Below are 25,600 nucleotides of genomic sequence, written 5' to 3' on the forward strand. Positions count from 1 at the left end.
TTTATTTGTTTAAAGGTTGATAAAATGCCAAACAAGAGATTCAATCAAAAGAACTCCAAAGATAACTGCTAAATAAAGTAATGAAAAGAAAAACGTTTTTTTGGCCATCAAAACAGTTTCATCATGGGTATCAGCTTTCCACAAACGATAGGCAAAATAAATAAAAGTAATGCCCAAGATTGTCGAAAAGATACCATAAAAAATTCCACCAAGCCCAGTAAAACAAGGAGCAGCAGCGCATAGTACCATCAAAATAGTATAAAATAAGATTTGCTTTTTTGTTGAGTATTCACCTCGTACATTAGGCATCATCGGGATGCCTGCAGCCTCATAATCAAGGGATGAAAAGAGAGAAAGAGCCCAAAAATGAGGGGGGGTCCACATAAAAATGATTAAAAATAATAAAAAACTATCAAGACTCACTGTCCCAGTTGTTACAGCCCATCCAATCATTGGTGGAAAAGCTCCAGAAGCACCACCAATAACAATATTTTGTGGTGTGATACGCTTTAACCAAATTGTATAGATAACGACATAAAAGAAAATTGTAAAAGCAAGAAAAAGTGCCGCAAACCAATTAATGAAGCTCCCCATAACCAATACCGAAAGCAGAGACAGAGCCATGCCAAAAATAAATGCCTTTTGGGAGCTGATTTTACCCATAGGAATGGGGCGCTTTTTGGTCCGTTCCATCACGGCATCAATGTCAGCATCATACCACATATTCAGTGCTCCCGCACCACCGCCACCAGCAGCAATACATAAAATTGCTAAAAAACCATACCACGGATTGATGGGGACAGGAGATACCATTAAACCAACCAGCGCTGTAAAAACCACAAGTGACATAACACGTGGCTTTAATAATGTGATATAATCACCGATACTGGACTTTGGTGGTATTGATTTACCATTCGCAACCGATAACTCTCCTGAAACAGACATTCCACTCAAAATCCTTTTTCATTTCCGTCATTCACAAACAAATATTATTTAGCAAATACTATCTTACTATCTAGCGTATGAGAATGCCCCATTAAGACCAATTGTATTTTTGAGAAAAGAAAATATGGCATACCCTTCTTGTACACATCCCCTAAAAATAGATAGAGATATTTGCAACAAAAATACATTTTTTCAATCAACATTTTCTCTTACTATTACAAATTTATCATAAAAATGTATCCTACCAAACATCATAAAGCCATGCTGAAAATTTATCTCCTATAAAATGCTCTTTCTTTTCATTTTCCTTTATTTCTTGCATAGAGGTGACTATATTTGGTAAATATTGGTTTTGTGTTATAGGTTTTATGTGGGGAATTCATTTTTTATACAAATCTATGCATGGTTGTGTGTGTGTTGAGTCGGATAGGATTTTCTGTGATACTTTATAAATTACTCAAAAAAGCTTTTTTTATTGGTGCTGTTCTTTACACACTTTATAATGGTTTTATCAATCATGCTTTTGCACAAACACCCTATGCGCAAAATGTCCCTGCTCCGCAAACCTATGGTGCATGGACAAAGGTTTGTACTCTCCCACCAGGGACACCTAATATGCAGTGTGAAGTTGTACAAAACGTCCATACACAAGGTCGTCATGATATTACCTTGCGCGTTACGTTTTATAAACTTCCTCAAAAGCAAGGGGCTTTAATGCGTGTTTTTGTTCCGATTCGCGTTGAATTACGTCCTGGCGTTGGAATTAAAATTGACGGTAAAAATATGGGCCGAATGGAATATCGTCGTTGTCTTGGTGATAATTGTGTTGCTGAAGCTTTTCTTAAAGACGATATATTACAACTCTTTTTAAAAGGAAAAGTGGCAACCTATTTTATCTTTACAACCCCTGAGCAAGGAATTGGAGGTCTCGTTGACCTACATGGTCTTGGCGATGCCTATGCGACTTTACCTACATGAATGAAATAAACGCCCATGGGATGATTAAAATCTCCTCATCTATTTTGAGAACGTCTTAAATTAGATCAATAAAAATCTTCTAAGTCCCCAATAAAAATAGGATAATTCTTATGAAATCGCTGATTGATCATTTTGATATTGCTTCCTCTAAAGTACAATCACTTGTACAGGAAGCACTTCAGCATGCGGATGATGGCGAGCTTTACCTCGAGTATAAAGAAAGCGAAACTCTTTTATTTGATAATGGACAACTTAAAAACGGTTCTTTTCATCAAGATATGGGGTTTGGTCTGCGTGTTGTTGCTGGAGAAGCGACTGGATATGCACATTCGAGTGAATTATCAGCTGCTGCACTCAAACGTGCTTGTGAAGCAGCTAAAGCTGTTACCTATAATAATCATGCTGGACCTTATAGCATAGCCCCTCAACAAACAAATAAAAGACTTTATCAACCGCATAATCCCCTTGATGCTCCGTCATTTGAAGAAAAAAGTGCTCTTTTGCAAAAAATTGATGCTTATTTACGAGCAAAAAATGATAAATTGCATCAAGTAACTGTTGCTCTTTCTGGTTCACTACAACATGTTGAAATTTTACGGGCGGATGGGTATCTGGTTCGTGATGTGCGTCCTCTTGTACGGCTTTCTATATCTGTGGTTGCGGCTGAAGGGAATCGACGTGAAAATGGTTTTTATGGATGTGGGGGGCGACAAGCATTTGAACAATTTATTCGTGAAGACAATTGGAAACAAGCCGCAGATGAAGCCTTACGTATGGCTTTAATAAATTTAGAAGCAGAAGCAGCACCTGCTGGAACATTTGATGTTGTCTTAGCCAATGGATGGCCTGGCGTTATGCTCCATGAAGCCGTAGGTCATGGTTTAGAAGGTGACTTTAACCGCAAAAAAACATCTGCTTTTGCTGGACTTTTAGGACAACAAGTTGCCGCAAAAGGAGTAACAGTTGTTGATGATGGAACAATTCCTCATTGCCGAGGCTCTCTAACTATTGATGATGAGGGGACCCCTTCAGGATATAACGTTCTCATTGAAGATGGAAAACTCGTTGGTTTTATGCAAGATAGGCTTAATGCACGACTTATGGGGAGTAAATCAACTGGAAATGGACGGCGCGAATCCTATGCTTATGCCCCAATGCCACGAATGACCAATACAATCATGCTAGGAGGCGATAAAACACCTGAAGAAATCATTTCTTCCCTTAAAAGTGGTATCTATGCTGTTTCATTTGGGGGAGGACAAGTGGATATTACTTCTGGCAAATTCGTCTTTGAATGTACTGAAGCATACCGAGTAGAAAATGGTAAAATTGCTGCCCCCATCAAAGGTGCAACTCTTATTGGAAATGGACCAGATGCTATGAAACGTATCACTATGATTGGAAATGATAGTAAACTGGATAATGGTATTGGCATGTGCGGAAAAGCAGGACAAAATGTTCCTGTTGGTGTTGGACAGCCTCATTTGCGAATCAATAATATGACGATCGGTGGAACTGCGCTTAAAGAATAAATTTGCTCATTTCTGCCCAATATTGCCCCCTTCCCGTCTATTCAAACAGTTTATGAGGGGGGATATTTTTTGTATGCAAATTGATTTTAAAGATAATCCAACGTCACTCAACTTGAATGAGAACCTTTATATCGTAGGATTCTCTTATTTTAAATCTATGTATATTGAATCAATAAAAAACATTGATTTGTATACTACAAGATCCGTGTGGAGTAAAACTATACAAGAAAGGCATACCTCTCATGAACCGTCTCAAATGCCAAAGACTGTCATGTCATTGGGAGATAGTCAACATAACGGTGCTGCCGGCTTGTTCAGATATCCTCTCAAACATACCTTTTTCATAATATGTTCGTCTTTTGTGTGCAGTAGCATTGTCTTTTATATTTCATAATCAAAAAGTCTCAAATCAAATAAGAAGGCTTCCTATATTCAATGCTCTTAATTCAATGAGAAAAAGATTATTATTATAGATAATTTTGGAGAGATTTTTGTAATAATACGCAAGTAAATTTTTTTTAAAATTTTCATGGCGTTAAAAAAATTTCAGGCTAAAGCTTCCAGCCCTTCTTCTTTTTCTTTTTGCTCAAAACAGCAACAATTTCAACATGGGCTGACCATAAAAATTGATCAATGGGTGTGATTTTTTCTACTTCATACCCCCCAGCAACAAGAAGAGATAAATCACGCGCAAATGTAGCAGGATTACATGAAATTGCCACAACACGGGGTATTGTTGCCTTCGCCAATTCACGGACTTGTTCCTCTGCACCCGCACGCGGAGGATCAAAAACAACACTCTCAAAACACTCAAGTTCCTTTACAGAAAGTGGATAGCGGAAAAGATCGCGTCTTTCACAAGTAACTGTTTTTAAACCCGTCGCAAAACGGGCTGCTGAAACTAAATTTTCTAATGCTGTCTCATTATTTTCTATTGCATGAACATTCATCTTTTTTGCCATACGCAAGGTAAATGTTCCTACCCCTGAAAATAAATCAAGAGCATTCTTTGTTCTTTTTAAATGAGCCAAAATAATATTGCCCATTATATTTTCAGCTTCACAGGTTGCTTGAAGAAAACCACCAGAAGGAAATTCAACACGGACATCTCCAAAGTAAATCACAGGTTTTTCTCGCTCAATCCAAATTTCACCGTCAACAGATAAGCGTATAATCCCATAGGAAAGAGCTGCACTAATCATTTTCTGGCGAAGTGATTCATGGTGTATAATGCAACCGCTTAAAGAAACATCTAAGCCATTTTCAACGTGGGTAATCGTAACATGAAACCGTTTGACAGAGCTGCTTAGAAAAGCACAGAGCTCTCTGATATTACACAACTGAGAAATGAGCTCTGGGCAGCTTACCGGACATTCCTCAATAGCCACGATCTCATGAGAAAGATAACGATTAAAACCAACTTTTTGGCCCTGTGGAGTCATGAATGCTGTTAGAGTTATCCGCCGTCGGCTATAGGGTTTACATTCTATTAAAGGCGCAACAACGCTCTTAATTCCATAGTTTTTAAGCGCATCAACAACCAATTGTTGTTTCCATACGCGATAAGCATCAGCACGCCAATGTTGAAGAGTACAACCTCCACATTCTCCAAAATGCTGGCAAAGAGCATCAACGCGTTCTGGTGATTTTTCTTTTAATGCTCTATATGTCGCATATTTTCCATGAACAGTAATTTCTGCACACTCTCCTGGCAAAGTAAAAGGAACATAAACAGAGCCGTACAGTATCTTAGCAACACCATAACCATTTGCTCCGATATGCTCGATTATGACATTGTCACTCACGGTTGCTTTTCTCCAAATAGTAAATATTCCACATTGCCATCACCCCCTGTAATGGGGGAGGGGAGTAAATCTTTTGCACGCCACCCTGTTTGAGTATTTAACCAGACAAAAAGCTCTTCAGCGGTTTCTTTAGCCCTTGATGGATCTAATATTCCTCTCTTACCAAGGTGCTTACGACCAACCTCAAACTGAGGCTTTACCAGTAAAACGGCTTGGGCTCCCTTTTTAGCTAAAGACAAAACGGGAGGCAATGCAAGTTTGAGAGAAATAAAACTAACATCTGAAACAATAAGATCAATTTTCCGCCCCCCTAAATGTTCCTGTTGAAGGTCTCTAACATTTAAGCCTTCTAATAAGGTTATAGCACTGTTGCCCAATAAACGTTTATCAAATTGATGATGCCCAACCTCAACAGCAATGACATGTGCTGCTCCACGTTCTAAGAGAACTTGTGTAAAACCACCTGTTGATGCACCAACATCAATGGCCGTTACTTTATCCGTTATAATCGAAAATGCATCAAGTGCAGCAATCAATTTTAATGCTGCCCGTGAAACATAATTCTGCGCTGGATCACAAACGAAAATCTCTGCATTGTCAAAAAAGGTTTGCCCCGCTTTAAAAACAATTTCACCATTAACTTTAACAGTTTGGCGCATAATAGCATCACGTGCGCGGGAACGTGTCGTAAAAAAGTTTTTTTCAACTAAAAGAATATCAAGCCTTTTTTTGGAAGCCATCTCATACTCGAATTTTCTATTCCATTCGAATCTCGCGCCCCAAAGCCGTCAACACCGTGTTGACAATCCCCATAGCACCAAGCCCAATCGTTGAGAGAACTTTTTCTGGTGAACCATGATTCAAATATTCATCAGGAAATTTGAGTGTACGAACTTTCAAGCCATGCTCTAAGAGCCCTTCTTGTGCTAAAAATTGTAATAAATGTGCTCCAAATCCACCGATTGCACCTTCTTCAATGGTCACCAATACTTCATGCTCACGGGCTAAACGACGCATCAAATCTTTATCCAAAGGTTTTGCAAATCGTGCATCTGCAACCGTCGTCGATAGCCCTTTGGCTCCCAACATATCAGCAGCTCGCAATACTTCTGACATCCGTGTTCCAAAACAAACCAGAGCAATCCTATCTCCTTCACGCAGAACACGTCCTTTTCCAATCTCTAATATCTCACCACGTTGCGGTAAATCTATACCAATACCTTCACCACGTGGATAACGAAAAGAAATGGGACCCTGATCATAAGCTGCAGCTGTACGCACCATATGCATCAGTTCAAGTTCATCTGAAGGCGCCATAACAACAAACTCAGGAAGCGTGGACAAAAAAACAATATCAAAACTACCAGCGTGCGTTGCACCATCTGCCCCCACAAAACCTGCTCTATCAATAGCAAAACGTACCGGTAATTTTTGAATTGATACATCATGAATAATTTGATCATAAGCACGCTGTAAAAAAGTAGAATAAATTGCAACAAAAGGTTTATACCCTTCACAAGCAAGTCCTGCTGCAAAAGTTACGGCATGTTGCTCAGCAATCCCAACATCAAACATCTTTTTAGGAAACTTTTCTGCGAAAGTATCAAGACCTGTCCCTGTTGGCATCGCTGCCGTTATGCCAACAATCTTATCATCATGACAAGCTTCTTCTATTAAAGCTTTAGAAAATACCTTGGTATAGGGTAGAATATTACTGGGTGCTTTAACCTGTCTTCCTGTCGTGACATCAAAACGATTAACACCATGATATTTATCAGATGAAGCTTCTGCAGGTGGATATCCCTTTCCCTTATGCGTTACAACATGCACCAAAACAGGACCATGAGGGTATTGGCGAACATTTTTTAAAACAGGCAATAAATGCCCCAAATTATGCCCATCTATGGGGCCAACATAATAAAAGCCAAGCTCATCAAATAACGTTCCTCCAACCAAAAGTCCACGCGCAAATTCCTCTGAACGACGTGCCTTATCCAAAAAAAACTTTGGCAATTTTTCACTCAACATCTTTACGCGTTCACGCAAATGACGATAAGAAGGACGAGAGACTAATCGTGCAAGATGCCCACTCATAGCACCTGTAGGCGGTGCGATAGACATATCGTTATCATTTAGAACAACAATCAAGCGTGCATCCAAAGCACCAGCGTTATTCATTGCTTCATAAGCCATGCCTGCAGACATTGCACCATCACCAATAACAGCAATGATATTGCGTCTTGTCTCTGCTTTCAAAGCACTTGCCACCGCCATGCCAAGCCCCGCCGAAATAGAAGTCGATGAATGCCCCGCTCCAAATGGATCATACACGCTTTCTGAACGTTTTGTGAAACCTGATAGCCCCCCCTCTTGACGTAATGTGCGAATTTTTTCTCTACGCCCCGTTAAAATTTTGTGCGGATAGGTTTGATGACCAACATCCCAAATAATCCTATCCTCTGGTGTATTAAAAATATAATGTAACGCAACCGTAAGCTCAACAACACCAAGTCCCGCCCCAAGATGGCCACCTGTTACAGAAACCGCATCAATTGTTTCAGCTCGCAACTCATCAGCCAACTGTACCAGATCAGACTCAGGTAATGCCCGCAAATCTTTCGGAAAAATAACACGGTCAAGCAATGGTGTTAAGACCTGAGACAAAAAAAATCCTTCCTATTTATCTTAACTCAAGAGAAAGCAACAATAAAAATATATCTTTTCTACTCTTTTATTGAGCGTTTTACATCTTTTTTACTGAAAAAATACTCTTCTCTCTTTGAGATGATTGATGATCTTTCCTATTTTTAACTTATTTTATAAAAAAGAAATCAATAAAATTTACTCTCTATCAACGAAGATTATTGCATTTCTTAAGCCCCACAATAAATATCCCCAAATATTTAATATTATTGAGTGTCAAGCGGCTCTACGCCTTCTGGAGAACCTGTCTGTGAAAGCTGAATTTTTTCAACTTTGGCTTCAGCAACCTTCAAGAGTTTTTCACAATGTTTTTTCAGCGCTTCACCACGTTCATAAATATCAATGGATTGTTCCAAAGGCACATCGCCACGTTCCAAATTTTCAACAATAGTTTCAAGTTGCTTAAGCGCTTGCTCAAAGCTTAAGGCTGTAATATCCCCCTCTTGTATCTCTTTTTTCATATGATCCTCAAAAAATATCTGTCCTAGATATACGAATTCCAAAATCTTCTAAACCTAGATAATGGTGCTCTTTAGAAGCATAAACAATAACAGAGCCTATTCCTAAATATTTTAAAATTTGCGATCCTAAACCAATTTTGCGCCATTCTTCTTCGCGTTCAATCGCCTGCACATGGTTTTCTGAACCGTCTCTTGCCACATTTTGAATGCCAATCGTTGATTGTATAATAGATCCTTCACGCAAATAAATAAATACGCCACGTTTTTCTTTTTCCATCATACGCCGCATTATCACCATGATATCTGAAGATTGACAAAAAATGTCATTTATAATGTTTTCATGATGTAAATGTACAGGAATACTTTCACCCTCACGGATATCACCAAAAATAATCGCACTATGCTGAACAGCTTCCCAAGGAAGTTGATAACTTTGAATAATAGCAGGTCCTACAGGTGTTTCAATCGGCATTTCTCCAACACGCTTGATCAATATTTCTTTACGCTGGCGGTAAGCAATTAAATCTGCAACCGTTATGATATGCAACCGATGTTTTTGTGCAAATTTTGTGATCTGATCGCCATGTTTAACACTTCCATCATCATTGACTAACTCACCAATAACACCAACCGGTGGTAAACCAACTAATTTACATAAATCAACAGCGGCTTCCGTGTGACCTGAACGCATGAGAACCCCCCCTTCATGCGCAATCAGAGGGAAAACATGCCCTGGACGAACAAAATCATCCGCACTTGTATTCGAATTTGCAAGATTACGCACCGCTAATGTACGGTCATGCGCTGAAATCCCTGTTGTTATGCCGTGTTTAAAATCAACAGTAACCGTAAATTGCGTTCCGTGTGCAGAGTTATTATCTTGTACCATAGGAGCAAGATTAAATCGTTGTGCTTCTTTTTTGGGCATAGGTGTACACACAATACCCGTTGTGTGACGAAGAATAAATGCCATCTTTTCTTCTGTACAATGAGCTGCAGCAACCGTTAAATCACCTTCATTTTCACGGTCATTATCATCTGTCACCACAACAATTTCACCGCATTCAAAAGCTTTAAGCGCAGAAATAATTTTTTCTTCATTATACGCCATTATTCACCTTCTCAATCACCCAACTTGACCGCGATGTCTTAAATAATGGTCAGCAAGTGCACAAGCAACCATCGCTTCACCAACAGGAACAGCTCGAATTCCAACACATGGATCATGACGCCCCTTTGTTATAACATCTACTTCATGACCATCAACATCAATGGAACGACGAGGCGTTAAAATGGATGACGTAGGTTTCACAGCAAAACGTGCAACAATTGGCTGTCCACTCGATATTCCCCCTAAAATACCACCAGCATGATTGGATAAAAAAAGTGGTTTTCCGTTATTTCCCATCCGCATTTCATCGGCATTTTCTTCTCCCCTCAAACAGGCTGCCGCAAAACCATCACCAATTTCAACCCCTTTTACCGCATTAATTGACATAAGGTATGATGCAATGTCTTGATCAAGTTTTGCGTAAATAGGAGCTCCTAAACCTGCCGGAACATTTTCTGCAACGATCTCAATAACCGCACCAACAGATGTACCCTCTTTACGAATTTTACGGATATAATCACTAAAAATTTGAACCATCTCTGCATCAGCTGTAAAAAAAGGATTATTTTCAACCTCCGACCAATCCCAACGATCACGATTAATCTTATGGGAACCAATGGCTATCACGGCTCCTCGTACAACCAAACCAGGAACAACTTTACGGGCAAATGCACCAGCCGCAACACGCGCTGCTGTTTCGCGTGCTGAAGCACGCCCTCCCCCTCGAAAATCGCGAATGCCATATTTAACATCATAAGTATAATCTGCATGACCAGGACGATATTGATGAGCAATTTCTCCATAATCTTGAGAGCGTTGATCTGTATTTCGAATCAATAGAGAAATTGGTGTGCCTGTTGTAACGAATGTTACCCCGTCTTCCTGAGCAATTGCTCCTGAAAGGATTTCTACTTGATCTTGTTCTCGACGCTGTGTTGTATATAAGGATTGCCCAGGTCTACGCTTATCGAGATAAGCTTGAATTTCTGCACGCGTAAAAATAATTCCGGGAGGACAACCATCAATGACACAACCAAGAGCAGCACCATGACTTTCACCCCATGTTGTTACACGAAACAAATGACCAAATGTATTATGCGACATCAAAAAAGATCCGTTTCTCTGTCAAAATATATGCAATGACAACGCATGTTGAACTATATACAAAACAGCTCTTTATTCCCAAATATTCTTGGCTACTTTAAATTTGCTCAAATCATCGCTGTCCAATATAAATCCTATAAACCAAACTTATTCTTTTACGACAGAAATATCTGGAGCATCAACGGCTTTCATACCGATGATATTATAACCTGAATCGACATGATGAACTTCACCGGTAACAGAACGAGACAAATCCGAAAGAAAATAAAGGGCAGAATCACCCACCTCTTCAATGGATACCGTACGACGTAAGGGCGCATTATATTCATTCCATTTTAGAATATAACGGAAATCACCAATACCTGAAGCCGCTAACGTTTTAATGGGTCCAGCAGATATCGCATTAACACGAATACTTTGGGGACCTAAGTCTACTGCTAAATATTTCACGCTCGCTTCAAGAGCAGCTTTGGCAACCCCCATGACATTATAATTGGGAACAACCTTTTCCGCCCCATAATAGGTTAATGTTAAAATTGAACCACCGTCTCGCATTAACTTTTCTGCACGTTTTGCTAGAGCTGTTAGCGAATAAACAGAAATATTCATGGTCATCATAAAATTTGATTCGCTGATATCAATATAACGACCACTTAATTCATCTTTATCAGAAAAACCAATAGCATGAACTAAAAAATCAAGTCTGCCCCATTTCTTCTCTACAGCTCTAAAGGCCTCATCAATAGAGGCACTATCAGAAACATCACAATGTCCACAAACAAACCCCTTTAATTCTTCAGCCAAAGGCTCAACACGCTTTTTCATTGCTTCACCCTGATAGGTGAAAGCAAGCTCTGCTCCTGCAGCACTTGCTGCTTTAGCAATTCCCCAAGCGATGGAGCGATTATTAGCCAACCCCAAGATTAAACCACGCTTACCATACAATAAACCATTACCCTTAGCCATCAGCACTGCCCCATTGTTACTTAAAATTAATATTATTTATCTGCCTATGACACAGGTCAACTTTTTCTTCAAGTAATTGGTTTAAAATCAAACAAAAACTACACTGTATATATAAAAATTTTTAAAATTAATCCTTTTGCGTTTGCAAAAACTGTTCTAGCGCAGCATTTCCACCTTCCGGCAACATAACACGAACATGCACATAAAGATCATCTCTTGTACCATTTTTCAAACGAAGCCCTTTTCCTTTCAACCGCAAAACGCGATCAGAACTTGACCAAGCAGGTATCGTTAAGACCACACGTCCTTCCAATGTCTCAACTTCTTCTTTTGCTCCCAAAACAGCATGTTTAAGAGAAACGGGTAAATCAAGATGGAGCGTCCTTCCATCAACCCGAAAACGAGGATGTTTTTGAATTTGAATGGTTATCAACGCATCTCCTGCTTGACCATGAGGAACCTCTTCTCCCTGACCTTTTAAACGAATAGTTTGCCCATCTTCAATATAATCTGGAAGTTTAATTTTTAACTTTTTTCCATGAGGAAAAACAGCTTCCACTTTTTCTGCACCAAGCATCTGCTCTAATGTTATGGTAAGATTAGCGCGAATATGGGCTCCTTGTTGAGGGCGATTATAGTGTGTGGAATTCGAGAAGCTACCAGCTCCTCCAAACAGATCGCGAAAAATATCACTCGCATCAAAACCCACCCCCCCTGAAGAGGAAAAGTCAAATCCTTTTGCTCTTCCTGAAAAAGGATTTTGTTTATTGCTAAAATTTTCACCAGCACCATAGGCTTGATAAAGTGGTTTGCCTTCCATATCAATTTCACCGCGGTCAAATTGTGCCTTTTTATCTTTATCACCTATAATCTCATAAGCTTGATTAATTTCAGCAAACTTTTCTTTAGCCTTTGCATCATCTTTATTGTGGTCTGGATGATACTTCTTTGCTAATCTTCTAAATGCCGATTTAATCTCTTGCGGTTTTGCGGTACGTGCCACACCTAGAATCGTGTAGGGATCACGCATATTGCCCTCTTTTCAATTTTTTCGTTTTCAAAATATCACGGATATGTTGCTCAATATTCCTCATAGCTTCATCTGTCTATTCTAGAGAATAATTTCTCCTTTTCTTTATATGTCTATCAAGAAAGTAAAATACCAGATAAAATGAGATATTTATTTAATATAGCTCATTGTTGTCTATGCTAAAGATAAAAATAACGAAACCACCATAAAAATACTTGTTAAAAATATATGAAAGCATTGGCTTTTTGAAAATAAGAAAAAATGGTACTTTACTTCTTGATGAAAAAGTAAATGAAAAAATATCCATGCTCACTAACATTTGGAGATACTATGAGCGATAAAATACCAATAGACGATCATTTTATGCACATGCAAAAACCTTTTGAACTTTTTGCAAAGTGGCTTGAAGAGGCAACGATAAGCGAAATAAATGATCCAAATGCTATGGCACTCGCGACAGTTGACGAAACAGGTCTCCCTAATGTTCGAATGGTTCTCCTCAAAGACTATAGTCCTCAAGGCTTCATCTTCTATACCAATTATGAAAGCCAAAAGGGAAAAGAAATTTTAAAATCAATGAAAGCATCCTTAGGGTTTCATTGGAAATCGCTTCGTCGTCAGGTCAGAATAAGAGGCATTGTTGAAAAAGTAACTCAGCAAGAAGCCGATGCTTATTTCCAATCGCGCCCCCGTGGGAGTCGAATTGGTGCATGGGCATCAAAACAATCTCAACCATTAGAAAATCGTTTTGTGCTCGAAAGAGCCATTGCTCAATATACTGCACGTTATGCTCTAGGCAATATTCCACGACCACCTTATTGGTCTGGGTTTCGTGTTAAACCCCTTTCTATAGAGTTCTGGTGTGATCGCCCATTTCGTTTACATGATCGTTTGCTTTTTACACGCGATTGTGTTGAAAACAACAATTGGAAAAAACAAAAACTTTACCCTTAATCCTTCAAGCTTCATCGTTACAAAGTTTTTTTTCACAGTTAAATGATGACTTTCTATTTGCTAAATTCTAAAAAGAGGTGATTTATTTCATTTCAAGAAGAATTTTATTTTTCTATAAACGTTGGTTGATAATATTCTTCATCGCTTGACGCTAGATTAGCGACAAGCTTATTGAAGAAAAAATACTGCATTCACCAAAACAATGATTTTACTTTTGAACTTCTGGTAAGAGAAACAGTGATATTCAAAGGAAGTCTAAATAATACAATCATCATATATATTTTGATTCTGATGAATAAACAGAAAGTGCACTTTATAATTAAAAAAGTTGTTCATTCCTCTTACAAGTCTATTTTTATTTCAATAAAACTTGACGGACTCGTTATTTCGAACCAGAAAGATCTCGAACAAAACTCGTTATAAAATACAAACAAACTTTGACAAATTCAAAAGAATTATAAACTTTAAAATCAATGAAAGTATCTTTGAATTTTCATTCCTCTTCCCATCATCACAGAACATATGATTTTATCTAACGTGTTGTTAAACTGCAGGACGAAATATCATCCATAAACCACCATAGACTAAACCAGTAAAAATTACAAAACCAATAAGCGAATTAGATTTGAAAAGCTTAAGACATTGTGCACTGTCATCGATATCAATGACTTTAATTTGAATCAACATATGGATGCTTGCTAAAAAAATTCCCAAAAAACTCAATAGAGGGACTTTAGCCAAATAAAATGCTAAACTCACGAATACGACAAAACCACCATACAAAAAGACTAAAGCACGCTTAGTTCCTTTGCCAAAGAGAAGCGCCGTAGAACCGATCCCCACAGTAGCGTCATCCTCTTTATCTTGATGTGCGTAGATGGTATCGTATCCTATGGTCCACAAGATTGATCCCACATAAAGTAAAATTGGTGCCCAGCTTAAACTTCCAAACACAACGGCCCACCCCATTAGTGCTCCCCAATTAAATGCAACACCTAAAAAAAACTGTGGCCAATAGGTTACGCGTTTCATAAAAGGATACAATGCAACAGCTATTAAAGACGAAATGCCCAGAAAAAAACTAAACCTATTAAATTGTGATAAAACACCTAAACCAACCAAACATTGCACAAGTATAAAAACTTTTGCTTGAAACCGACTCACATGACCTGTCGGTAATGGGCGAGAACGTGTTCTCTCGACCTGAGAATCAATTTTATGGTCAATAAGATCATTCCAAGTACATCCTGCCCCTCGCATAGCGATGGATCCTAGAAAAAAAAGAAAAAGGTACCAAATCCAATGAAGAAGCATTGGTAAAAGAGGCTCATAACGCATGTCATAAGAGAGAAAAGCCATTGTTGTTGACCAAAAACAAGGCCACATCAACAATTGCCATCCGATCGGCCGATCCCAACGCGCCAATTGCGCATAAAACCATAAAGAACAGGGAAGAAAATTATAAACCCATTGTTTGGAAGATGCATCCATAACCCGTCCTTGGCTATCATAGGACTGAACATGAGGAATATTTTTATTTTTTTTCATCAAATGATTTACCTTTAGTCTTGCGATAGAGACATTTCATTCTTATGAGAAGAGGATGAGATTAATCATCTTTTATGAGAGGAGCAAGCAATGAATATTCTTCTTATTGGCTCAGGTGGACGAGAACATGCTTTAGCATGGAAAATAGCAGCATCACCACTACTCAAAAAATTATATTGTGCTCCTGGAAATTCTGCAACAACAGAATTTGGTGAAAATATTAATTTAGACATTGATAACCACCCCCTTGTTATTGATTTTTGTAAAGCACATTCTATTGATCTTGTGATTGTAGGACCAGAAGCACCATTGGTTGCAGGTATAACTGACTCTCTTAATAGCGCCAACATCTGTGTATTTGGTCCCACTCAAAAAGCTGCTCAACTAGAAGGTTCAAAAGCTTTTACAAAAGATCTATGTCGTAAGAATAACATTCCTACAGGAAGTTACCAGTGCTTTAATGATGCGGCTAAAGCCAAAGCTTACATTCATCAACAAAGTGTTCCCATTGTCATTAAAGCGGATGGCTTAGCAGCTGGCAAAGGTGTCGTGGTTGCAACAACAATAGAAGAAGCACTGAACGCCGTTGATGTCTGCTTCAAAAATGCCTCCTGCGATGCAGGAAACAAAATTGTTATCGAAGCTTTTCTTGAAGGTGAAGAAGCAAGTTTCTTTTGTCTTTGTGATGGTAAAATTGCCCTTCCCTTTGGATCTGCTCAAGATCATAAACGTGTGGGTGATGGGGATACTGGAGCAAATACCGGTGGTATGGGGGCTTATTCACCAGCGCCCATCATGACCGAAGAAATGGTGAATCGTACCCTCAAAGAAATTGTTGAACCTGCTTTAAAAAGCATGCATGAAATGGGCGCCCCCTTTAAAGGCATTCTCTTCGTTGGATTGATGATAACGCAAAAAGGCCCCGAACTCATTGAATTTAACGTACGATTCGGTGATCCTGAATGTCAAGTTTTAATGATGCGCCTCAAAGACGATATTCTGCCGATTTTTCTTGCTGCAGCTCAAGGAAATCTTGAAAATAAACCTCTTCAGTGGTCTGAAAAAGCTGCTCTCACCGTTGTTATGGCTGCGAATGGTTATCCAGGCTCTCCCCAAAAAGGGACTGTTATCCGTAACGTTGATAAAGTAAACAAACTTCCCGATGTGAAAGTTTTTCATGCTGGTACCGTATTGCGCAATGGAGAACTTATTGCAAATGGTGGACGTGTTCTCAATATAACAGCAACAGGAAAAACCATTACAAACGCACAAAAACGTGCTTATAAAGCGGTTGACTGTATTGATTGGCCAGAAGGCTTTTTTCGTCGTGATATCGGATGGCGCGCCATTGCGCGAGAAAACTAAATCTTTTGGTATTCTTTTTGACGATTTTATTCTTTCACCTAACAGCATGACACGCGAATTTTCTTATTGTTGTGCGTTGGTCCTAATTTTGGAAAAAACAAGTGTATTTTCCTTTAAAAAATAAAATACCTAAAAAGAACGCACTTCATGTTATCCACGCATAAAGCAATATTCCTCACGCTCTTTGCCCCATTTCACAATATTAACCGTGGAGAGTATAAATCGATTCCACCATCTTTATTGAATAAAGGCAAAAACCGATACCATCGTTGTATCAAACATCAATCTTACCATAACCTTTGTTATCTAGAAAATTTATCAAAGAGTTTTTGCTCTTTTTTAATAGCATTCATCCACATGAGCATGCCTTCCTGGTGACGTGCAAGACAATGATTTTGATTAGAAGAAAAAATGAAATGCGAATATTATATTTGTCACTCTCATTCACTATGACAAAATGATCATTATTTTATAAATTAATAACTTGCTTTATAAAAAAGAAAGTAAAAAGACACTCTCAATAATCTGCGTGTACTTTAACGATATAGCAAAACCAAAAATTACATCATCAACAAAAAACATTGAATATAATTGATTCCTGCTACCAATATGTATTGTCAAAAAAACTCTTATTTACAATTCTTGGCTTCCTCTTTGCCTTAAAAAACGAAAACTCCTGCCAGAATCGATCTCTAAACAGTCAGATTTCTTATTGAGTTGGTTCCCCTTGTCTGCCCACTTATGTGCTTTACTGGTGTAAGGCTCGATAAACAAATTGAAGAATATTCACCTCATCCGCTAAAAACACCGCATGTGTGCAGCTCGCATGCCTTATATCACGGCGCTAAAGAACCGCATTTACATCCCAATAAGATCGATGCTTATGGTCGCATAAAAATGAATGCACATGAATGTTACTGAAGTGCAATTCTATTCGCAATCACCAAACGCAAACCTAACGGATTGCTATAACGAAGTAAAAAACGCTTTTGTTTAGAATACGGCGTTGTACAAAAAAATCGATGTAAATCAGAACGATCTTTTACAACCACAATGCGATTATCTTCATTAATCATAAGCATGGGAAGGCCATAAGTATCCGCCCATAATCGCCAATCCAGAAGAACATTATTCAAATCTCTGGAAACCAAAAGTGGAATACAAGATTCTTCATCTACATGAAGTAGCTCTAATGCAACAGCTCTTTCTCCTGAACGTGTTTTTACAGTACGTGCTGCAATTCCTTTGAAATGATAAGGGGGCACTAAATGCGATACGCTTGAAGGTTTATCTGTTTTAAAAAAAACACCGCGCTCATTTAATGAACAAATGACCTTATTACCCGTTTTGGATGAAAAATATGTCGTCGTTTGTGGCAAATGGCACGGATCCAACCGAAATTCAAGCACCGCTTTTGCCTGATTAAAGCATTGATTAGCCATATACAGTGTCCCAATTTATCTTAAATAACATACACCTTTTAGCAACTTTTCCTCATTGGATTATTAAAAGTTTGAATAAAAAACAACTTGTTTCTTTTTTGGTTATTAAAACCTAAACAAAAATATAGATCAGCATTCTTGAATTATAATACTTTTCCAGGATTCATGATCCCTAAAGGATCGAGTGTTTTCTTTATTCCTCGCATAATATCCAATGCGACAGGCGATTTAAAAGAACGAAGTTCTTCGCGCTTAAGCTGACCAATTCCATGCTCAGCAGAAAATGCACCTTGATAGTCCATCACTAACCTATGAATGCGATGGTTCATTTTTGACCATAACTGCAAGAATGCTGCCGTATCAGCGCCTATCGGTTGTGTAACATTATAATGCAAATTTCCATCTCCCATATGTCCAAAACAAACCACCCTTGCCCCTGGAGCGATATCTTCAACAATAAGTGCTGCCTTAGCAATAAAATCAGGAATGGAAGCAAGTGGTACTGCAATATCGTGCTTAATCGATCCTCCCGCTAACTTCTGTGCTGGTGATATAGCTTCGCGCAATTGCCAGAAAAAATCTTGCTGTTTTAAAGATTGCGCAACAATTGCATCTTCTATCACCGCCTTCTTTAAGGCTTTTTCTAAAATAATACTCAACACGGATAATGCTTCAGCATTGCCTTGCAACGATGAAATGTTCATTAATACATACCATCCATGTTTCTGCTCAAAAGGAGACGTCACACACATCTTATAATCTAAAGCCATTTGAAAACTGAGATTTCCCATGAGCTCAAAACCCGTTACCATCCCTCCTCCATATTCTTGAGCCAAAGATAAAAACTCAAGAGCCTTTTCTGGGCTATGTAATCCTACCAAAGCCATTGCTTTTGCTTTTATTTTTGGAAAAATCTTCAAAACGGCTGCGGTTATAACGCCTAATGTACCTTCCGCACCAATAAAAAGATTTTTCAAATCATACCCGCTATTGTCTTTTTTAACAAAGCGCAAATCATTCAAAAGACGACCATCCGGTAAAACAACTTCTAAACCAAGGCAAAGATCACGCATATTGCCATAGGCTAAAACAGCCGTCCCTCCAGCATTCGATGAAAGATTTCCCCCTATTTGGCAAGAACCTTCAGAAGCCAAAGAAAGAGGAAAAAAACGACCTGATTCATCTACTTTTTTTTGTAAATCCTGTAAAATAACACCAGCTTCTACAACAACAAAATTCCCCTCAAGATTTATCTCTCTCATCTTATTTAACCGCTCCATAGATAAAAGAATGCTCTCTCCTCTTTCATCTGGTTGTTGCCCCCCTACGAGTCCTGTATTGCCACCCTGTGGCACGATTGGTGTGCGTGTTTTGCTCGCTAACTGCATAATCAATGAGATTTCTTGCGATGAAGATGGACGTAAAAGTAAGGATGTTTTTCCATGAAAAAGTCCTCGCTCTTCAAGCAAATACGGTGCAATCAACGCCTGCTCTGTTATAGCATGCTTGGCTCCAACAATTTCTCTAAACCTCTCAATTAATTCTTGCTCCATATTCATTTCTCCCTTGGAGCTGCAGCCCGTATAAGACGATCATTGATAGCCTCCCCTAATCCATATGATGGAATAGGTTCTACGGCAATACATCTCACTTTCAATGAATCCAATTCCTTCATGTATTGAAATAAATGAGAAGCTGCCTCTTCCAACTTTCCTTCCTCGCTAAGGTTTAAACTAAAAACGGCATTTTCAGCCCCCATAACGCGCTTTGAACCAAATGCTAAAAGCGCTTCACCATTTTCTACCTTTTCTACATTCAAACGAATCACAGCATCGGGAGCATAATGTGACTTTAACATCCCTGGAGCTTCAATCGCCGCCCTTTGATCTATCCGCTTTAGCGACTTTCCTACAACTTCTTCAATTTTATCAGCTGCAAGCCCCCCTGGACGCAAAAGATAAATATTTTCACCACAAATCTTAATAATTGTTGATTCAAGCCCTATTCTAGTTGGTCCTCCATCCAATATCAAAGGAACAGATTCTCCCAAAGATGCAAAAACAGCCTCAGCCGAAGTAGGACTAAGACGCCCCGATTGATTCGCACTAGGAGCCGCAAGTGGACGGCCAAAATATTGTACAATTTCCGCAAAACGACTGTCTGGAAAACGAATAGCTAATGTATTCAAACCGGCAGTCGTTAAAGGATGGATATCATGTTGTGCTTTTAAGGGTAAAACCAATGTCAAAGGTCCGGGCCAAAAGGCTTCCATGAGTTGGCGTGAAAGAAAATCAATTTCAACATAGCGCTCCGCCATTTCGATACCGTTGACATGCGCAATAAGAGGGTTAAATTGCGGACGCTTTTTTGTAGAAAAAATAGAAGAGAGTGCCCTTCCATTGGTTGCATCGCCCGCTAATCCATAAACAGTTTCCGTTGGTACCGCTACTAACTTTCCTTGTTCAAGGAGCACTATTGCTTCTTTTATCGAAACGCTATTAAGTGGTCGAATCGTCATGACACATCATTCCTATAACGCTCTTTGAGTGGCGCAAAACTATAACGATGTAATCCTACAATTGGACCCTTTTTATCAAGAGCTGTACGATGGGCTAGTGTTGCATACCCTACATGCTTCTCAAAACCATACCCTTTATAAACTTGTCCAGCACATTCCATCATCCGATCACGCGTTACTTTCGCAATAATAGATGCGGCTGCAATTGAAACCGAACGCTGATCACCCTTAATTAATGCCGTTGCGGGACAGGGCAGCTGAGAGGGAATATCACGTCCATCAACAAGGATATAATGAACTGGAACAGCTAATCCTGTAATACAGCGACGCATTGCTTCCAAAGTTGCTTTTCTAATATTAGACTGATCAATTGTACGGGCGCAAAGACTAGCGACTGAAACCGCTAAGGCACTTTGCAAAATTTCATGATAAAGTTTACTGCGTTGAAGAAAGGAAAGCTTTTTTGAATCATTTAACCCTTCAGGAATATGATTTTTATCCAAGATGACTGCCGCTGTTACCACAGGCCCAGCAAGAGGTCCCCGTCCTACTTCATCAACCCCTGCTATATGCAAAAAACCTTGGTTTTGCAAATCCAATTCGCACGAAAAATTTGGCTGAAGCGGCAAATTAAACATCTTTGATAAATCACAAATACAACAAACACCCATCTATTTCTGCAACCTGCTTATTTTTTGAAAGCATTACAGTTTTAAATAGCTCTTCAAACATTGCATGAATTCTTGCACAAAAGATAGAAATAAAATGTGAAATGAAAGAATATCCTACCGTCCATTTTCTCTTCTAAAAGCTTATTCTAGTATGTATTTATTTTATCCCAAAAACAAAAAATAGATTTTTTTAATCCTCTCTTCATTATGTATAATAGAATTAGGGCAAAATAGAAGTTTTTATTTCTCAAATTGTTCCCAAAGTCATGATCGGTTTTACAAACCAATTTGGGTGCGTTGATTTGATAAAAAGAGCTGCCTGTTGAGCAGCTTGCTGATCTTTAAAAATGCCAAAACAAGTTGCTCCCGTTCCAGACATACGAGAAAAAAGAGAGCCACATTCATCTAATATAGATAACACTTGTGTTAATTGAGGTGCCATTTTTAAAGCAGGTGCAAAAAGATCATTACGCGTTTCTTGTAAAGTTTCAACCAATGAATCAACGCTCTTTAAAGCGACTGGATCAATTTTTAAAGAAGAATGATGGCGCTTGTCTAACGCTTTAAAAACAGCTTGTGTTGAAATCTCTTGTCCATGATTAACCAATACTATCGCAAGAGAACAAGCGTCCTTTAGTCGTATAATCTCTTGGCCAATCCCTTTAACTAAAAGTGGCTGCTGATATTCCAATGCAAAAAGGCACATAGGAACATCAGCACCAAGAACTAAACTCATTTTTGCTAATTTTTCACAAGAGCAATCCAGATTCCATTGTTGACGCAATATGCTGATAACCCCTGCAGCATCACCTGAGCCACCACCAATACCTGAAGCAATCGGGAGTGTTTTTACAAGGCGAAAAAAAGCAGGTTGAGCTCTTTCAGGGAAAGTCTTACGCATAAAGTTCTGTGCGCGAATAACCAAATTGTCTAAATGAAACACAAGCTCTTTTGCAAACGGTCCCGTTAAAATAAACTGATCACTTTCACAAGGTGCATAGTGTAGATAATCACCGCTAAGACTAAAATAAACCAAACTTTCTATTAAATGATAACCATCAGCACGTTGCCCGACAACATGCAGAGCTAAATTCAATTTAATGGGTGTAAACACATAAGAATGTCTTTGGAATGAAACTTGTACATCCGATGTCATATGACGTAATATTCACTTTTATAGGGTTCTTTTACAACTATCCCCCTTTTATTCACACTTTTACCATTAGCCCTATAAACCGTTCTAAATATTCTTAATTTTTTTCTAAACAAACAATAAATATTATGAAGAACTCTCATACAAAACAAACGACATGTTCTCATTCGTATCATTTCAAGCCTTTTTTCTTCTAACATCTGTTTTTTAGATAAAAATCCCTTTCGCTTGAATGTTCCTTTTTATCACAAACCATAACGCTGCCAAAGTGCCCGCTCTTCTGCGGCCATCAAAGCACTGTCAACGACCGTATAAACTGCATGAGCAGTCACTCCTGAGGGCGTTTTAAGTCCTAAAAAACTTTTTGGAGGCGTAATAAGTCGAATTTTTGCATCATTACCAAAGCGTTCCTTAATAACAGAACGCACATCATTCAACCCGTCAACCAGACCAAGTTCCACGCCTTTTTTTCCACTCCAAAACATTCCTGTAAAAATATCTGGATCACTTGATAACTTCGCTGCACGCCGTTCTTTCACCAAATCAATAAAAGTTTGATGAACTTCAAGTTGGAGAGATTTCAAATGCTCAATATCAGCTTTTTTTTCTGGCTGAAATGGATCTAATGTAACTTTGTTTTTTCCTGCTGTGTAAACGCGACGTTCCACACCAATTTTCTTCAAAAGTTCCGGAAAACCAAAGGAAGCTGAAACCACCCCAATGGAACCAACAATCGAAGAAGGATCTGCAAAAATTTCATCTCCCGCACAAGCAATCATATAACCACCAGATGCTGCGATATCTTCAATAAACACAAGAACTTTTTTATTGTTTTCTTCTGCTAAATCGCGGATACGCTTGAAAATAAAACGTGATTGCACTGGAGAGCCACCAGGAGAATTAATAACAATTGCAACAGCTGGTGCTTTTTTGTACGCAAAAGCTTTTTCTAAAAGATTGGCACATCTACTGAGAGAAAGCGTACGAGATATAGACGATGAATCCATAATTGCCCCTTTAAGGCGAACAACAGGAACTTCAAATTTATTGGAAGAAAAACGGCGTGGAATAAGATTTTTTAAAATATCCATCAAAACAAAATCTCCTTAATTTAAGAACAATTAAATAGGCAAGGACACAAAAAAGGAAGAACGTAATACCATCCAAAAGCGCCAATCAATCCCCACATGACAACTAGAAATATAATTTCACCCAAAGGTTAAGTCTCCTTAATAATAAAGTTTAGACTTTAAATAATAAACTGAAAAACACAAGAGACCATTACAAAAGTTCCCACAAACTTATACATCCATTATTGATTGCATCAACCCGTGATGAAAAAGCATGCCCTTCATCTTCATGTATAACCAACGCTGGTAAAATCGATAAAGCTGCTCTGCTCCCTCGTTTTGCATAAAATAAAAGACGAATTGCCGGAGTTGATGCACGCGCATGAATGGGAATGATACAGATACCACCAAAGCGACCTTCTAAAGCATGCAAGATATCCGTTAGTGATTGTGGACGCGCAATGAGCCCTAAATATCCACCTGGCTTAACGATAGCTGCTGCACTGCGTAGCCAGTTATCAAACATCGCTTCAGGCATAACATGTGCTTCAGATTTTTGTTTATCAGGTGTCTTGCGATCCATAGGATTATTAAAAGGCGGATTCATAATGGCAAAATCAAAGCTATTATCTATCAAACCTGCTTTTATACGAGCACTCCCTGTGAGGGTCACATCTGCTTTTAACAAACAAACTCGCTCAGAAAATTTTTCATTTTGCTTTAGCGTAAGTGTTTTTTGTGCATAAGATGCCATAAAAGATGAGCGCTCAACTAATGTAATATGAACTTGCGGACAACGCGAAGCAACAGCCAACCCTGCTGCTCCAGCCCCCGCCCCTAAATCAACAACCTTGCCCTTTAAATCAGTGGGAACCAAACTGGCTAATAACATAGCATCCATTCCAGAACGATGACCATGTTTATGGGGTTGAACCAAATAAAATTTCCCGCGATGAAAACTGTCTATTGTTTCATCACTCTGATTCGTTGTTTTATCCATTTAAAAGCCTAATGTTCACCTTTATCAACAACCCTTTGGTCCTTAGAACAACATTACACGCGTTAAAAAACATTTCTTACCCATATCATTCCAAGCTTACACTTCAAAGCGCCATCAAAAGCTTGAGTCAAAACAAAACCCCCTTTATGCTAGCGAATAAATAAAATTTATATATGTCCATTGCAACACTCTAGGAGTCAACATATTGAGTGCCGTTATCAAACAAGAACAAATAAGAAATAATCAAATTTCTCTTCAATCTCTCATTCGCCTTACACAACAAGATATGGAGCGCGTCAATCAATTTATTCTCTCTATGGCAACATCAGAAGTTGAGATGATCCCTGAAATTTCTAACCATCTTATTTCATCAGGTGGAAAGCGATTACGTCCAATGATCACATTAGCTGCTGCTCATATGTTCGGCTATCAACATGACGGGCATATAAGACTTGCAACAGCCGTTGAGTTTATGCATACAGCGACTTTGTTACACGATGATGTGATTGATGAAAGTGATTTACGACGCGGAAAATCTACAGCACGAATGATTTGGGGAAATCAAGCAAGTGTTCTTGTTGGAGACTTCCTATTAGGACAAGCTTTTAAAATGATGGTTGATGTTGGCTCTATAGAAGCGCTCTCTGTCTTAGCAAACGCTGCTGCAATTATTGCTGAAGGAGAAGTTATGCAACTTTCTGCCGCAAAAAATATCAAAACCAGCCCTGCAGACTATCTGAAAATCATCAATGCAAAAACAGCGGCACTTTTTTCGGCAGCTGCTGAAGTAGGCCCCATTGTTGCTGGTTATGGAAATAAAGAGCGTTCTGCATTACGTGACTATGGAACATCTTTAGGATTGGCTTTCCAATTGATTGATGATGCGCTTGACTATAGTGGTAATGCTCAAAACTTAGGAAAAAATATAGGGGACGATTTTAGGGAAGGAAAGATCACAATGCCTGTGATTCTCGCATATGAGCGTGGGAATATGGGTGAAAAAGCTTTCTGGAAAGAAGCACTTGAAGATGGTAACAATAGTAATGAAGCCTTCGCACACGCGCAACACTTAATGGAGAAGTATAATAGTATCACAGATACCATAGAACAAGCACGCATCTATGGAAAACAAGCAATTGATGCTCTTATTCCCATGCATGAAAATCTTGCTTACAATGCTCTCGTTGAAACTATTGAGTTTTGCATTGCCCGCGTAAACTGATTCTTTGCAAGAATCGCAGTAT

General features: G+C 38.7%; 22 protein-coding genes. 5 read left to right on the plus strand and 17 right to left on the minus strand.

The genetic code is table 11. The features are described from left to right. Positions 1-9 precede the first annotated feature (9 nt). Entirely contained in the window at positions 10-945 is a 936-nt protein-coding gene (gene cyoE, locus NNJ73_RS00560) for a heme o synthase (RefSeq protein ID WP_254492242.1), read from the minus strand. Between the two features lie 402 nt (positions 946-1,347). Between cyoE and NNJ73_RS00565 the strand changes: the two genes are divergently transcribed. Next, a complete protein-coding gene (locus NNJ73_RS00565) occupies positions 1,348-1,923 on the plus strand; it encodes an invasion associated locus B family protein (protein ID WP_254492243.1) in 576 nt (191 codons plus the stop codon). Positions 1,924-2,033: 110 nt separating this feature from the next. Continuing rightward, the gene (tldD, locus tag NNJ73_RS00570; RefSeq protein ID WP_254492244.1) at positions 2,034-3,455 is read left to right on the plus strand and encodes a metalloprotease TldD; all 1,422 of its coding nucleotides are present in this window, start codon (positions 2,034-2,036) and stop codon (positions 3,453-3,455) included. A gap of 551 nt (positions 3,456-4,006) precedes the next feature. Here the strand turns inward: tldD and NNJ73_RS00575 are convergent. From NNJ73_RS00575 to NNJ73_RS00610, 8 genes are all read right to left on the minus strand, one after another. Next, entirely contained in the window at positions 4,007-5,260 is a 1,254-nt protein-coding gene (locus NNJ73_RS00575) for a class I SAM-dependent RNA methyltransferase (RefSeq protein ID WP_254492245.1), read from the minus strand. Continuing rightward, positions 5,257-6,000 carry a TlyA family RNA methyltransferase gene (locus NNJ73_RS00580; RefSeq protein WP_254492246.1) on the minus strand — a complete coding sequence of 248 codons (744 nt, stop codon included), beginning with the start codon at positions 5,998-6,000 and terminating at the stop codon, positions 5,257-5,259. The genes NNJ73_RS00575 and NNJ73_RS00580 overlap by 4 nt, the downstream gene beginning before the upstream one ends. 16 nt (positions 6,001-6,016) lie before the next feature. Continuing rightward, positions 6,017-7,924, minus strand: coding sequence for a 1-deoxy-D-xylulose-5-phosphate synthase (gene dxs, locus NNJ73_RS00585; protein WP_254492247.1), 1,908 nt, complete (start codon positions 7,922-7,924; stop codon positions 6,017-6,019). A 245-nt stretch (positions 7,925-8,169) separates the two neighbouring features. Further along, complete coding sequence (locus tag NNJ73_RS00590; RefSeq protein ID WP_254492248.1) at positions 8,170-8,424, minus strand: exodeoxyribonuclease VII small subunit; 255 nt, start codon at positions 8,422-8,424, stop codon at positions 8,170-8,172. 7 nt (positions 8,425-8,431) lie between these two features. Then, complete coding sequence (gene ribB, locus NNJ73_RS00595) at positions 8,432-9,535, minus strand: 3,4-dihydroxy-2-butanone-4-phosphate synthase (protein WP_254492249.1); 1,104 nt, start codon at positions 9,533-9,535, stop codon at positions 8,432-8,434. Between the two features lie 15 nt (positions 9,536-9,550). Then, a complete protein-coding gene (gene aroC, locus NNJ73_RS00600; RefSeq protein ID WP_254492250.1) occupies positions 9,551-10,639 on the minus strand; it encodes a chorismate synthase in 1,089 nt (362 codons plus the stop codon). Positions 10,640-10,786: 147 nt separating this feature from the next. Further along, positions 10,787-11,605, minus strand: a complete 819-nt coding sequence (fabI, locus tag NNJ73_RS00605) for an enoyl-ACP reductase FabI (RefSeq protein WP_254492251.1) — start codon at positions 11,603-11,605, stop codon at positions 10,787-10,789. A 127-nt stretch (positions 11,606-11,732) separates the two neighbouring features. Then, a complete protein-coding gene (locus NNJ73_RS00610) occupies positions 11,733-12,635 on the minus strand; it encodes a DnaJ C-terminal domain-containing protein (RefSeq protein WP_254492252.1) in 903 nt (300 codons plus the stop codon). A gap of 330 nt (positions 12,636-12,965) precedes the next feature. Here NNJ73_RS00610 and pdxH point away from each other — a divergent pair, with 330 nt between their 5' ends. Next, positions 12,966-13,589: a pyridoxamine 5'-phosphate oxidase gene (gene pdxH, locus NNJ73_RS00615; protein WP_254492253.1), complete on the plus strand. Its 624-nt coding sequence runs from the start codon at positions 12,966-12,968 to the stop codon at positions 13,587-13,589. Between the two features lie 543 nt (positions 13,590-14,132). Here pdxH and ubiA read toward each other — a convergent pair. After that, positions 14,133-15,137 (minus strand): 4-hydroxybenzoate octaprenyltransferase, encoded by a 1,005-nt coding sequence (ubiA, locus tag NNJ73_RS00620; protein ID WP_254492254.1) that lies wholly within the window; start codon positions 15,135-15,137, stop codon positions 14,133-14,135. A gap of 90 nt (positions 15,138-15,227) precedes the next feature. Between ubiA and purD the strand changes: the two genes are divergently transcribed. Continuing rightward, on the plus strand, positions 15,228-16,502 hold the full coding sequence (gene purD, locus NNJ73_RS00625) for a phosphoribosylamine--glycine ligase (RefSeq protein ID WP_254492255.1): 1,275 nt from the start codon (positions 15,228-15,230) through the stop codon (positions 16,500-16,502). Between the two features lie 914 nt (positions 16,503-17,416). Here purD and NNJ73_RS00630 read toward each other — a convergent pair. The 7 genes from NNJ73_RS00630 to NNJ73_RS00660 all read right to left on the minus strand — a co-directional run bounded on the left by NNJ73_RS00630 (position 17,417) and on the right by NNJ73_RS00660 (position 24,356). Then, positions 17,417-17,944: a DUF6101 family protein gene (locus tag NNJ73_RS00630; protein ID WP_254492256.1), complete on the minus strand. Its 528-nt coding sequence runs from the start codon at positions 17,942-17,944 to the stop codon at positions 17,417-17,419. Positions 17,945-18,087: 143 nt separating this feature from the next. Then, entirely contained in the window at positions 18,088-19,497 is a 1,410-nt protein-coding gene (locus tag NNJ73_RS00635) for an FAD-binding oxidoreductase (protein WP_254492257.1), read from the minus strand. A 2-nt stretch (positions 19,498-19,499) separates the two neighbouring features. Continuing rightward, complete coding sequence (locus tag NNJ73_RS00640; protein ID WP_254492258.1) at positions 19,500-20,462, minus strand: L-threonylcarbamoyladenylate synthase; 963 nt, start codon at positions 20,460-20,462, stop codon at positions 19,500-19,502. Next, positions 20,459-21,133, minus strand: a complete 675-nt coding sequence (locus NNJ73_RS00645; protein ID WP_371923227.1) for a ribonuclease HII — start codon at positions 21,131-21,133, stop codon at positions 20,459-20,461. The genes NNJ73_RS00640 and NNJ73_RS00645 overlap by 4 nt, the downstream gene beginning before the upstream one ends. A gap of 247 nt (positions 21,134-21,380) precedes the next feature. Beyond that, positions 21,381-22,289: a 4-(cytidine 5'-diphospho)-2-C-methyl-D-erythritol kinase gene (locus NNJ73_RS00650; RefSeq protein ID WP_254492259.1), complete on the minus strand. Its 909-nt coding sequence runs from the start codon at positions 22,287-22,289 to the stop codon at positions 21,381-21,383. A 242-nt stretch (positions 22,290-22,531) separates the two neighbouring features. Further along, the gene (locus tag NNJ73_RS00655; protein ID WP_254473000.1) at positions 22,532-23,377 is read right to left on the minus strand and encodes a S49 family peptidase; all 846 of its coding nucleotides are present in this window, start codon (positions 23,375-23,377) and stop codon (positions 22,532-22,534) included. 190 nt (positions 23,378-23,567) lie between these two features. Then, positions 23,568-24,356, minus strand: a complete 789-nt coding sequence (locus tag NNJ73_RS00660; RefSeq protein WP_254492260.1) for a tRNA1(Val) (adenine(37)-N6)-methyltransferase — start codon at positions 24,354-24,356, stop codon at positions 23,568-23,570. A 205-nt stretch (positions 24,357-24,561) separates the two neighbouring features. Here NNJ73_RS00660 and NNJ73_RS00665 point away from each other — a divergent pair, with 205 nt between their 5' ends. Continuing rightward, positions 24,562-25,578, plus strand: coding sequence for a polyprenyl synthetase family protein (locus NNJ73_RS00665; RefSeq protein WP_254492261.1), 1,017 nt, complete (start codon positions 24,562-24,564; stop codon positions 25,576-25,578). Positions 25,579-25,600: the final 22 nt, after the last annotated feature.

The sequence above is a fragment of the Bartonella sp. B1099 genome, from assembly GCF_944801835.1.
Lineage (GTDB): Bacteria > Pseudomonadota > Alphaproteobacteria > Rhizobiales > Rhizobiaceae > Bartonella.